Genomic DNA, 11,587 nt, shown 5'->3' with positions numbered 1-11,587 from the left:
CGCACGCTACCGGGACCGCGTGGCTGCCGTCCGCGAGAGCGCCGGGGCGGCGCCGAACAACGCAAGGACCGCAGCGCGGACGTGACCGGCGACCGCTTCGGGAGTGGCGGCGTCGAACTTGCCGTCGAGGTGCAGGAACGCCAAACCGTGGGCGAGTCCCCACACCGCGGTCCACAGCGCCTCGGGGTCGGCGCCGGGGAAGGCGCGGCGAACGATGTCGCGTACGTATTCCGAGATGGCCGCTGTCGCGGCGACCCGTTCCTCGCTGTCGGAGTCGCAGGGCTCGGCGAACATCGCCCGGAACAGCGCGGAGTGGTCCAGCGCGAAGCGGACATAGGCAACGGCGACCTCGGCAAGCTCCTCAGGGGTCGCGGGCGCGGGGTGGGCCATGGCCAGCTGTTCGGTGAGCTCGCGGTAGCCCTCGGCCGCGACGGCGGAGACGAGCGCTTCGCGGTCCGGGAAGTGGCGGTAGGGAGCGGTCGGCGACACGCCCGCACGCCGCGCGACGGCCCGCATCGACAGTGCGGCACTGCCGTCCTCCTCCAGCAGCTCGCGCGCGGCACGCAGGCAGGCAGCACGCAGGTCGCCGTGATGGTACGCAGTCGCTTGTGGCACGGGCCATACCCTCTCATGTATGCACCGCTTACATTTTCTGATTAATGTAAGCGCCGTACACATTCTATGGGATCGCCCCGCGCGGTCGAGCAGAGCAGAGAAGGATTCGGATGACCAGCGTGCTGTTCTCGTCATTGCCCCTGCGTTCCGGGCAGGTACTGGGCAATCGGATCGCCAAGGCGGCCATGGAGGAGAACCTGGCCGACGAAGGCCAGGTGCCCGGCCGGCACCTTATGGAGCTGTACCGGCGCTGGGCAGCGGGCGGTACCGGGCTGCTGATCACCGGCAACGTCATGGTGCACGCCGAGGCGTTGACCGGGCCTGCGGGGGTCGTGCTCGACGAGGCCACGCCGTTGGCGCCGTTCGCCGACTGGGCCGAGGCCGGCAAGTCGGGCGGGGGGTCGATCTGGATGCAGATCAACCACCCGGGCCGCCAGGTACAGGCCGGCATGCCCGGCGTGGTGTGGGGGCCGTCGGACGTGGGCGTCGATCTGGGCCGGCACAGCAGCCGGTTCGGTCGCCCCGTCGCCATGACGCCCGAGCAGATCGATGCCACGGTGAACCGGTTCGCCGTGACGGCCCACCGCGCCGAGAAGGCAGGCTTCGACGGCGTGGAGGTCCACGCCGCGCACGGCTACCTCCTGTCGCAGTTCCTCTCACCGCTGGTCAACAAGCGGACCGACGCCTGGGGCGGGTCGCTGGAGAATCGGGCGCGCATGCTGCTGGACGTCGTCCGCGCCGTGCGCGCCGCCGTCTCACCGTCGTTCGGGGTCGGAGTGAAGCTCAACTCCGCCGACTTCCAGCGCGGCGGGTTCGACGCCCATGACGCACGGCAGGTGATCGAAATGCTCGAACCCCTGGGTGTGGACCTGGTCGAGCTGTCCGGCGGCAGCTACGAGAGCCCGGCGATGACCGGCCGCCCCGCCGATGAGCGCACGCAGGCCCGCGAAGCCTATTTCCTGGACCTGGCCAAGGACCTGGCGCGCACCAGTTCGGTCCCGCTGATGCTCACCGGCGGCATCACCCGCCGCGAGACCGCCGAGACGGTCCTCGCCAGCGGCGTGGCGCTCGTCGGCATGGGGACCGCCCTTTCCATCACGCCGGACCTGCCCGACCGTTGGCGCAGCGACCGCGAGGCCGACCGGCAACTGCGGCCGGCGACCTGGTCCGACAAGGCTCTGGCATCGGCCGCCACCATGGCCCAGGTCCGCCACCAGATGCGCCGCATCGCCCACGGCCGGTCCCCCAGGCCCGGCACCCACCCGGCGCACGCCCTGCTCCGTGAACAACTCCAGCAGCGCCGCGCGCTGCGCCGCTACCGCACCTGGCTGACCGCGTCCCGGCACACCGGCACATCCACGAGCCGGGCCGCGTGACCACTGCGGGCCATACCGCCCGGCAGGCGCGAAATTCCCCTGCAAGTTGCACATCACCAATAGGCCGCAAGGATGGACAGGCGTGTGAAGTTCTGACCTAGAGGCGCCGGATGCGAGGCACAGAGCACACATCCGGCGCAGGGAGCAGTCATGACCGAGATACCGCCGCCCATCACCCCGTACCTCGAACCTGCCGCCAAAGAACTGTGTGAAGCAACCGACCCCCACCCGCGGATCTACGAGGTCCCACCGGAGAAGGGCCGTGACATCCTCCTCGGTCTGCAGAGCGATCCGAGCGTCCCGCGCCCGGACGTCGACGAGGAGTGGGTCGACGTCGACGCCGGCGAGTGGGGCACGGTCCGAACCCGCATCATCCGGCCGAAGGGATCCACCGGGCCGCTTCCGGTGGTGTTCTACATCCACGGTGCCGGCTGGGTCTTCGGCGACGACAAGACCCACGACAGGCTCTTCCGCGAGCTGGCGGTCGGCGCCGGTGCCGCCGGCGTCTTCCCGGTCTACGACCGTGCACCGGAGGCGAAGTACCCGACACAGGTCGAGCAGAACTACGCGGTGGGCAAGTGGGTCCTGGAGAACGGCGCCGCGCACGGCCTGGACACCTCACGCATCGCCGTGACCGGGGAGTCGGTCGGCGGCTGCATGTCCGCGGTGTTCGCCCTGATGAACAAGGAGCGCGGCGGCATCGACCTCAAGGCGCAGGTCCTGCTGTACCCGGTCACGAACGCTGACTTCGACACCCCGTCGTACCTGCAGTTCGCGGAGGGCTACTACCTCACCCGCGACGGGATGAAGTGGTTCTGGGACGCCTACACCACCGACCCCGCCCAGCGCGCCGAGCACCACGCCTCACCTCTGCGGACGCCCCTCGATCAGCTCAAGGGCCTCCCCACCACGCTGGTCATCACCGACGAGGCCGACGTACTGCGCGACGAGGGCGAGCAGTACGCGAACAAGCTCCGTGAGGCGGGAGTGGACGTGACATCCGTCCGCGTCGCGGGCATGGTCCACGACTTCCTGCTCCTGGACAGCCTGCGCGACACCCGCGCCGCCAACGTCGCCCGCAAACTCGCCATCGACGCCCTCACCTCAGCCCTGCACACCACCTGAGGGCCCATACAGCTGGTGTTCGGCTGCGGCGGGGACCTCGGGCCTGATGACCTCAACATGTACGTACGGGCCACCAGAGCAGGAGACGCCATGCTCAGCGAAGCGCGATTCTGCCAAGAGGAATGGGAAGACCACGGGTGACGCCGCGCGCCCGCCTCCGAGCGCAGGTGTGCCGGCGTCGGCTCTGCGTTCACCCAGTGCTGTGGGCAGGCCGGTCCGCTCGACCGGTCAGCGCTCTGCCAGGGCAGCCGGTCGGCAGTCCCACTTGACCGGTGTGCTGTTCCAATTGCCATAGGCGACCCCGGCATCGGTGAGGGCCACGACGTGGCCCGTGGGGTAGGGGGTCGTGTCGGTGGGCAGCGAGCGCACCGTGCCGTCCGGTTCGGTGAGCTGCAGTTTGACGTAGTAGGAGGTCAGTTCCACCACCGCACCCCGGGCGTTGACCGCTTGCGGCGTACCGGTGAACGCCTGCGGGGACGCGGTGTCCCAGCGCCACAGCAGCATCGACGAGTCGCCCGTGTCCGGGATCACCTGGCCGATCACGTTCCCGCCGCGGACAGCCGTGGCGCGCGAACCGTCCTGCGGCGGCGTCCCCGGCAGGCGCTCCACCGAGCCGTCGGGCAGCCAGCGCACTGCGTGGGTCACGCCCGCGTCGGTAGAGGCCCAGCCGACCACGGTGCCGTCGTCATCGATGTCCTGCGCCTGCCCCCGGGTATCCCCCTCGGGCAGCGCGAGCTGTCGTACGGCGCCGTCGGGAGCCCAGAGGACCGGCAGGAAGGCGCCGCCGTCGAGACTCGAACCCGCGGCGGTCCCCTCGGCGTTGACCGCGGCCGGGAAGCCCGACGCCCCGGCGCTCAGACCAGGCAGCGTGTTGAACTCGCCGTTCCGGTAGGACCAGCCGCGCCCTCCACCTTCCGGGAAGAAGTCCGAACCGACCATGTCCCCATGGGAGTTGACCCCCGTCACTCCGGGATGTTCGGCCCCCAGGGTCTGCGGCTGTGCCACGCCGTCGGTCCAGAGAGCGAGACGGCTGATGAACGACGCATCCTCGACGTAGCCGGCCTGGAAACGGCCCGTCGGATCGGCGTCGGCGATACCTGCCCGCCGGGTCCCGGCCGGAGCCCCGAGCATCTGCCGGGGACAGGCCTCCCCAGCACTGGCACCCGACGCGAGGGCGGGCGCGGCCGAGGCCGGAGCGGCGGGCGGGGTGAGACCCGCGCCGAGACCGAGCACAGCCGCCACGAGGACGAGACGGACGCATCTGGTGCGTGTGAGCAACAAGGTTCCCCCTCCGGGACGCGAGACGCGTGGTTCCGCTCGGAGGAGAAGATCACGGTGACGGCCGCGCGGAGCCGGACTTCGCCCGGCCGTCACCAGGTGTTCTTCCGCCGCTACCGGTGCTGCACCGCCCCGTGCCGCGCGCGGGCGAGCCTTCGCCGAGATGGTGGAGGCCCTGCCTTGCGGTTCGTACCGGGAGCGTGAGGTTCACTCGAGAGGCGACGGGTCGCCCGGAGGCAGGGGCACGGGCGGCGTCGAAGGGTTCCGGCCGAGCATGTCGTGATCGCCATGGCAGAGCGGGGCGTGCGCGCGGCCGTCCTACGGCTCGCGCCGCTGGTGCACGACGAAGGGGACCACAAGGGCTTCGTACCCACGCTCATCGGCATCGCCCGGGCGAGGGGCGTGTCCGCCTATGTCGGCGACGGATCGAACCGGTGGCCCGCGGTGCACCGGCTGGACGCGGCACACCTGTACCGGCTGGCCGTCGAGGGCGCTCCGGCCGGCTCGCGCCTCCACGCGGTCGATGACGAAGCGGTGTCCTTCAGGGAGACCGCCTAGGCCATCGGCCGTCGGCTGAACGTGCCGGTCGTCAGCATCGCCGCCGAGGATGCAGGCCGACACTTCGGCCTTCCCGGCCCCTTGACGTCGCTCGACACTCCGGCGTCGAGCGCGCTCACGCAGCAACGCCTGGGCTGGCGGCCCACGCACGTCCCGCTGATCGCGGACATCGAGAAGGGCCACAACTTCAACGGCAGCCGGCAAGGAACGCCAGCCCTCTGAGGGCTCGGCACCGCCGGCCACAAGCCCAGCCGCGTCCCGCTTCTGCAGAATCGCCGCGCCGCCCAAAGAGACGATCCCTGGGTCATCCACTCGCTCCGACCGATCAGCCCATTCATCCCCGCTCATCCACCGTCACCGCGCGGGACAGTCCTGCGCCACCTGCACACGATTCGGGTAGGGCCCGTCCGGCATGGCGCCGTTCAGCCAGTCGGTGAGCCATTCGGCCAGCGACTGGCTGAGCGGAGCCAGCGCATGCGCCCTGCAGCACAGGTTCGGGTCCCAGTCCCACATCTGCCCGTCGGCCGTCCTGAAGTCGATCAGCGCCCACATCGCACAGCCCCGGTCCATGAGCGGAACGATCCCGGACGGAAGAGGGTTCTCGGGGTCGGCGAAGTTGCTGAACGCCTCCGTGATGTCCGCACAGTCGCTGAACCAGTCGCCGGTGTCCGTCAACGACACCACGTCCCAGGCGCCAAAGCCCCCGTTGGCCACTTCGCAGTACAGCCTTCGCAGGAGTTGAGGCATGGGGTGCCCCACTATCTGCTCCACTGCCCCTACATGATCTGCAGAGGCAGGCTCCGGCAGTTCCCTGTCGGCCACTTGCGCACGCACGGCCAGGACGAGATCGTCATCAGTCACAGGCAGATCCTCAACCGCACCGGACCGTTTGTCCATGGACAGCGCTGCAGCTCAGCGCTGTCCAGCAGAACGAACTGCACCCAGCTCAGATGCCAGTCGGCATTGCGCCAACCATCCGAGGGAGGAATGAACTGGGCTGCTTTACGTGCATTGCGGCGAACATGGGATCACCAGCGGTGGTGCACCTGGCCTCGGATCTTGTCGTCGTACAGGGCCTGGACGGCGTCGAGCGTCGACTGCGGCAGCGGAGCCAGAGCGGAGGCCTGGGCGTTGGCACGGGCCTGCTCGGGGTTGCGGGCGCCGGGAATGACGGAGGAGACGCCCGGCTGCTGCATGATCCAGCGCAATGCCGTCTGTGCCGGGCTGGCACCTTCGGGCGCCAGCGCCGAGAACGCGGCGGCGGCCTCGACACCCGTCGCGAAGTCGACGCCTGCGAACGTCTCGCCCTGGTCGAAGGCCTCACCCTGCCGGTTGAAGGTGCGATGGTCGTTCGCGGCGAAGACCGTGTCCTTGGTGTACCGGCCGGACAGGAGTCCGCTGGCGAGCGGCACACGGGCGATGATGCCGACTCCTGCCTGTGCTGCCGCAGGCAGTACCTCCTCCAGGGGCTTGAGCCGGAACGGGTTGAAGATGATCTGCACGCTCGCGGTGCCAGGGCGCGCGATGGCGGTCAGCGCCTCCGCGCAGGTCTCCACACTCACTCCGTACGCCGCGATCCGGCCCTCCTCCACGAGAGTGTCGAGGGCGTCGAAAACGGCGTCCGAGGAGAACACCGGCGTGGGCGGACAGTGCAGCTGCACCAGATCCAGACGGTCCACCCCGAGGTTGCGGCGCGAACGGTCCGTCCAGGCGCGAAAGTTGTCCAGCGTGTACAGCGCCGGATCCAGTTCCACCCGGCGGCCCATCTTCGTGGCCACCAGTACATCCGCGTCCGGGCGCCGGCGCAGGAACCGGCCGATGAGCTCCTCGCTGCGGCCGTCCCCGTAGACGTCGGCGGTGTCGAAGAAGGTCACCCCGGACTCGACGGCAGCATCCAGCACCGCCAGAGCGTCCTCCTCCTGCACGTCACCCCAGTCAGCCCCCAGCTGCCAGGTGCCCAGACCGACAACGGACACCTGCTGCTTGCTCCTGCCGAAGGTCCGCTGCTCCATGTTCCCCATCCCTTTTCATCCTCTGCTGTACATGTGCGTCCGGTGAGCGGCGGCTGAGTGCCGTGATCTCCGCGCCTCCAGTCATGCCCATGGTGCGAGACATGAACGCACACGTCCAGTGAGGGAGGTGCATCCCAAACGTGCAGATGAGGGCTGTGGTGTGCGTGGGTCCGGTCATGCTCGTGCTGGTCGAGGGCGAATGACGTCGGCGAAGATCGTCGGTCACCGGGAGACCTGCGGGACGCCGGGCCTGTCCGGTCGCGTTGCTCAGCCGCCGGTGAGGGAGATCCTTCCCGCGTGAAGACGTCCGTCGCCTCCGTCGAAGTACACCCGGTCGCCATCGAAGGTTGCGTCGGGGTCGCCGGACGACAGCCGCGCCTCAGCCGGGGACACTCCGGCACGGGCGTCCGCGGTGTGCAATGTGCCGGCTTTGGTGCTGAAGAGCAGCGAGCCGTCCAGCAGACCGTGCAGCTCGGGTTCGCGTTCGGTGTGCTCGGACCAGAGCGGTCTGCCGGAGTCGGCGGCGACCGCATGCACGGCGCCGGGTCCATAGTCGCTGGTGGTCTCTCCGGTCCCGCCGTAGACGACGCCGTCGGAGACCACGAGCGGTTCGAGCCACTCCTCCACACCGTCGACGTCCGGTTCGTACGTCCACAGCTTCGTGCCCCGCCGGGCGTCGACGGCGTGCAGGACACCGCGGTCGTCGCCGAAGTAGACCGTGCCGTCCGACACGGCGATCGCCGTCAGCTCGCCCCCGTAGCGCCGGCTCGCGCTCGCGTGGTACCGCCAGAGCTGTTTTCCTGTGTCCGCGTCCCAGGCGTGAAAGTAGGTGCCGCCCTTCTCCCGCACCCCGCCGTAGACGACCCCGTCCACGACCGCGAGCGCACCGGACAGGATGTACTCGATCGGTCGGGTCCACTTCAGCCGCCCGGTGGCGGCGTCCAGGGCCGACACGGCGTACGTGCCGAAGCGTTCGGACCCCTCGGGCAAGTCGTACATGGCGTTCACGTAGACGGTCCCGTCGGCCACCACGACCCGTGTATAGAGGTGGAACGACGTTCCGGGCGCCGTGTGCGCCTTGGCCGCCACGCTCCAGGCCCGCTTGCCGCTGTCCAGATCGATGCCCTGGATCGTGCCGTTCTCCCTGCTGGAGGCGACCACCAGTCCTTCGCTCACGCCCTCGAAGGACGAGGCGCCCGGATCGTCGTACGTCCACTCGGCGTCGCCGCTCCCGGCGTCCACCGCGTGCAGCGCGCCGTCCTGGCCCTCGCCGACCACCTTGCCGTGGGCTGCCACCGGCTGCCAGAAGTCCTCGTCGGACGACCACTGTTCCCGCACGGCCAGCTGTTTCGCGGCGGGCGTGGGGCTGCCGGTGCTGCCCTTGTCGTTGCCCCGGTCCGGCGAGCCGGAGAAGGCGCGTGGCAGGAGCAGGCCGGCGACGACGGTCAGGACGACGAGGCTGCCCGCGGCGGCGATGACCGCCGTACGCCGCTGCCGGGGCACCCCGCGCAGCCGGGCGGCGAACGACGGCCGCGTGGGCGGCGCGCCGAGCCGCGCCGTGGCGACGGCGGTCGGGGCCGTGCCCACGGGGATCGTCGGCAGGTCCGCGTCCTCCGCTGTCGTGGGGGCTTTTCCGGCAGCGGGGCCGCGCGCAGAGCGGTGACTTCGGCGGCGATCGGCGCGGGCAGCCACGTGCCGGCGGTGAAGGTGCCCTGAGTTCCGTCGGCCCCCTCCCACCGGCCCAGTTCCTCAATGAGTTCGAGCACCGCGGGCCGCTGCCGCGGGTCCTTGGCCAGGCACCGGGCGACCACGTCGGCGAGGCCGTCCGGCAGGCCGTCCAGGTGGGGATCCTCGTGGACCACACGGTAGTTGACGCCGTATGCGAGCCCGTCCCCGAAGGCGCCGGTCCCGGTCGCCGCGTACGCCAGCAGCGCACCCAGCGCGAACACGTCACCGGCGGGCCCCACCTCGCGACCGACCAGTTGCTCGGGGGGAAGGTAGCCGGGACTGCCGACCACCGCCCCCGTGGTGGTCAGTTTGGTGTCGTCGGCGGCCACCGAGATCCCGAAGTCGATCACCCGCGGACCGTCCGGTGCCAGCAGCACGTTCGACGGTTTCAGGTCACGGTGCACCACGTGGGCCCGGTGGATCGCATCCAGTGCCTCCGCCAGCCCGGAGCCCAGGGCCCGTACGGACAGCTCGGGCCAGACGCCGTGCGTCGCGACCGCCGCGCCCAGCGAGAGGCCCGGCACGTGGGCGGTGGCCAGCCACGGCACGTCCGCGCCCGGGTCCGCGTCGACCAGGGGCGCGGTGAAGGGGCCCGTCACCCGACGTGCCGCCGCCACCTCCCGCCCGAACCGTGTGCGGAAGGACGGGTCCTCGGCCAGTTCGTCGTGCACCACCTTCACCGCGGTCGCCCGGCCGCCCGGTGACAGGCCGAGGTAGACGCGACCCATCCCTCCCGAGCCGAGCCTTCCGACGATCCGGTACGGGCCGACTCGCACGGGGTCACCCGCCTCCAGCGGCGTGTACGCCTGCACTCACTCCTCCTCGTTCGTCGCTGTCGCGGATCTGGACGACATGTGGATCAGGTAGCAGCCCGGTAGGCGGTCAGCCGGTCGTCCAGCTCGACGAACACGGTGCTTCCGGCGATCCAGAAGTCCGAGTCGTCGTCCATGTCGACCGGTTCCCGCCATCGGGACTTTCCGCTACGGGTGTCCAGTGCGCTCAGGTACCCGTCCGAGTCGTGGACGAGGAGGGTGTCGTCCACGACGGTCAGGGACGTCACCTCTTCCGTCGTCTGCTTGTTCCGCCACAGCACCCGACCGGTGTCCGCGTCGAAGGCCGACACATAGCCGTCGTTCTCGAAGTAGACGGTCCCGTCGGCCACTTCCGGCCCGCCGGCTCCCCCACCGAGGCGGCCGTCCCACAGCTCCCCCTCGAAGGTGCCGCGCCACAGCTCGTCGCCCGACGCGGCGTCGACGGCGTACAAAGCGCCGTCCTTGGTGCCGAAGTAGACCGTGCCGTTCGCCGTCACGGGGGCCGTCTCCACCTCGGAGTCGGCTTCGTAGGTCCATGCCTCCTTGCGTGTACGGATGTGGACCGCGATCAGCTTCTTCTTGCCGTGTGTGAGGAGCTTGTCACCGGTGACGGTGGCGTCGTCGGACGTCAGGCTGTCGTACACGTGCGTCCACAGCTTCTTGCCCGTCCGCGGGTCGAGGACGTAGAAGAAGGCGTTCATCTGCGCGTAGGCGCCGTCACCCACGACGATCGGGGACGGGTGGAAGGAGTCGTCCATGTGCTTCCAGAGCGGATCACCATCGTCCGCGTCCAGCGCGTACAGGTACTGTCCGCTTCCGTAGTACAGCTGGCCGCCGGAGACGCCGGTGACCTCGATGTCGTCTCCCACCGTGTTCCTCACGTAGTCGCTCTCCCCGGAGATGTCGGAGATCTTGACGCGGCGGGTCCAGCGATCGGAGCCGTCGGCGAGGGACAGGGCGGCGATCTCGTGGCGGTCCGTGTTCTGGAGGTAGACCGTCCGGTCCGCCGTTGCCGCGATCGTCTGTCCCTCGTGCAGTGGCCGGGACCAGAGTTCCTCGACGTTCGGCGGGGCGGCGGAGGGGGAATCGTCCGTCCCCTTGTTCGCGGTCACCTGCCACACGACGGCACCGGTCACTACGACGGCCAGGGCGGTCGCCGCGGCGAGAACCGTCCGCAGGTGGCGGGGACGGGTGCGCGCAGGTGCATCGGCCGGCGGCTCCGGCGTGCCGTCCTCTGCCCGGGGCACGGGCTCTGTGGGCACCTCGGCCCGCAGCCGTGCGGCCGTTTCGACCACTGGGCCGGGCATCCATTGAACCGTGGTGACGTCGGCTTCCAGTCCCGGAGTGCCCTGTCGAGCGTGGCGGTCGTCGACGGTGGGTTCCGGGTGTCCTAATGCGTCCAGCAACCACGACACCGTGGGCCGCTCCTCCGGGTCCTTCGCCAGACACTGGGCCACCACCGCCGCCAGAGCGGGCTCCAGGCCCCTCAGGTCGGGGTCCTGGTGCACGACCCGGTAGTTGACCGCGTGCGCTGCGCCGCCACCGAAGGGGCCGACTCCTGCGGCCGCGTACGCCAGCACCGCCCCCAGGGCGAACACGTCACCAGCCGGTCCGAAGCTCTCGTGGCGCAGCTGCTCGGGAGGGATGAAACCGGCTGTCCCGATGACCATCCCGGCCTCGGTGAGCGCGGTGTCGTCGGCCGCCGCCGAGATGCCGAAGTCGATCACCCGGGGACCGTCCGCCGCCAGCAGGACGTTGGACGGCTTCAGATCGCGGTGCACCAGGTCCGCGGCGTGCACGGCGGCGAGTGCCTCGGCCAGGGCGGCGCCCAGGCCCCGTACCGCCTGCTGCTGCCACACTCCGTGCGAGGCCACCGCGTCCTGGAGGGAAAGTCCGGGAACGTACTCCGTGGCCAGCCAGGCCGGGTTTCCCTCCGGATCGGCGTCGACCACCCCGGCGGTGAAGAATCCCGTCACTCGCCGCGCCGCCTCGACCTCGCGCACGAAGCGCCGCCGGAACAATTCGTCCCGCAGCAGCGCGTCCCGCACCACCTTCACCGCCACCGCGCGCCCGCCGGGCGAGC

The 11,587-nt window shown here is 70.3% G+C and carries 11 protein-coding genes; 4 read left to right on the top strand and 7 right to left on the bottom strand.

All coding sequences use genetic code 11. From position 1 onward, the window contains the following. Positions 1-6: 6 nt before the first annotated feature. Positions 7-615: a TetR/AcrR family transcriptional regulator gene (locus M4J07_RS00880; protein WP_255965901.1), complete on the bottom strand. Its 609-nt coding sequence runs from the start codon at positions 613-615 to the stop codon at positions 7-9. A gap of 110 nt (positions 616-725) precedes the next feature. On the opposite strand from M4J07_RS00880, the gene M4J07_RS00875 reads away from it, so the two are divergent. After that, positions 726-1,991, top strand: a complete 1,266-nt coding sequence (locus M4J07_RS00875; RefSeq protein WP_255965899.1) for an NADH:flavin oxidoreductase/NADH oxidase family protein — start codon at positions 726-728, stop codon at positions 1,989-1,991. A gap of 150 nt (positions 1,992-2,141) precedes the next feature. After that, positions 2,142-3,116: an alpha/beta hydrolase gene (locus M4J07_RS00870; protein ID WP_255965897.1), complete on the top strand. Its 975-nt coding sequence runs from the start codon at positions 2,142-2,144 to the stop codon at positions 3,114-3,116. Positions 3,117-3,344: 228 nt separating this feature from the next. On the opposite strand, the gene M4J07_RS00865 is transcribed toward M4J07_RS00870, so the two are convergent. Continuing rightward, a complete protein-coding gene (locus tag M4J07_RS00865; RefSeq protein WP_255965895.1) occupies positions 3,345-4,397 on the bottom strand; it encodes a hypothetical protein in 1,053 nt (350 codons plus the stop codon). 285 nt (positions 4,398-4,682) lie between these two features. Between M4J07_RS00865 and M4J07_RS48150 the strand changes: the two genes are divergently transcribed. Together M4J07_RS48150 and M4J07_RS48145 are read left to right on the top strand one after the other, a co-directional pair. Then, positions 4,683-4,952, top strand: coding sequence for a hypothetical protein (locus tag M4J07_RS48150; RefSeq protein WP_308284717.1), 270 nt, complete (start codon positions 4,683-4,685; stop codon positions 4,950-4,952). 21 nt (positions 4,953-4,973) lie between these two features. Next, positions 4,974-5,174, top strand: coding sequence for a hypothetical protein (locus M4J07_RS48145; RefSeq protein WP_308284716.1), 201 nt, complete (start codon positions 4,974-4,976; stop codon positions 5,172-5,174). A gap of 132 nt (positions 5,175-5,306) precedes the next feature. Here M4J07_RS48145 and M4J07_RS00855 read toward each other — a convergent pair whose 3' ends face one another. From M4J07_RS00855 to M4J07_RS00835, 5 genes are all read right to left on the bottom strand, one after another. Then, entirely contained in the window at positions 5,307-5,849 is a 543-nt protein-coding gene (locus M4J07_RS00855; RefSeq protein WP_374214969.1) for an SMI1/KNR4 family protein, read from the bottom strand. Positions 5,850-5,980: 131 nt separating this feature from the next. Then, the gene (locus M4J07_RS00850) at positions 5,981-6,964 is read right to left on the bottom strand and encodes an aldo/keto reductase (protein WP_374214968.1); all 984 of its coding nucleotides are present in this window, start codon (positions 6,962-6,964) and stop codon (positions 5,981-5,983) included. Positions 6,965-7,231: 267 nt separating this feature from the next. Then, positions 7,232-8,302: an outer membrane protein assembly factor BamB family protein gene (locus M4J07_RS00845; RefSeq protein ID WP_308284720.1), complete on the bottom strand. Its 1,071-nt coding sequence runs from the start codon at positions 8,300-8,302 to the stop codon at positions 7,232-7,234. 107 nt (positions 8,303-8,409) lie between these two features. Continuing rightward, positions 8,410-9,504: a serine/threonine-protein kinase gene (locus M4J07_RS00840; RefSeq protein ID WP_255965889.1), complete on the bottom strand. Its 1,095-nt coding sequence runs from the start codon at positions 9,502-9,504 to the stop codon at positions 8,410-8,412. 47 nt (positions 9,505-9,551) lie between these two features. Next, positions 9,552-11,587, bottom strand: a 2,036-nt coding sequence (locus tag M4J07_RS00835; RefSeq protein WP_255965886.1) for an outer membrane protein assembly factor BamB family protein, incomplete at its 5' end; no start/stop codon positions are given.

The sequence above is a fragment of the Streptomyces longispororuber genome, assembly GCF_024448165.1.
In the GTDB taxonomy this organism is placed as follows: domain Bacteria; phylum Actinomycetota; class Actinomycetes; order Streptomycetales; family Streptomycetaceae; genus Streptomyces; species Streptomyces longispororuber_A.
Note: the sequence above shows the minus strand (reverse complement) of the source record. Positions and strands in the feature narration are given on the sequence as shown.

Bases quoted from the DNA above. Each gene is read 5' to 3' on its own strand.
- M4J07_RS00875 (WP_255965899.1), top strand. From the start codon at position 726: ATGACCAGCGTGCTGTTCTCGTCATTGCCCCTGCGTTCCGGGCAGGTA.
- M4J07_RS00870 (WP_255965897.1), top strand. From the start codon at position 2,142: ATGACCGAGATACCGCCGCCCATCACCCCGTACCTCGAACCTGCCGCC.
- M4J07_RS48150 (WP_308284717.1), top strand. From the start codon at position 4,683: ATGGCAGAGCGGGGCGTGCGCGCGGCCGTCCTACGGCTCGCGCCGCTG.
- M4J07_RS00855 (WP_374214969.1), bottom strand. From the start codon at position 5,849: ATGGACAAACGGTCCGGTGCGGTTGAGGATCTGCCTGTGACTGATGAC.
- M4J07_RS00850 (WP_374214968.1), bottom strand. From the start codon at position 6,964: ATGGAGCAGCGGACCTTCGGCAGGAGCAAGCAGCAGGTGTCCGTTGTC.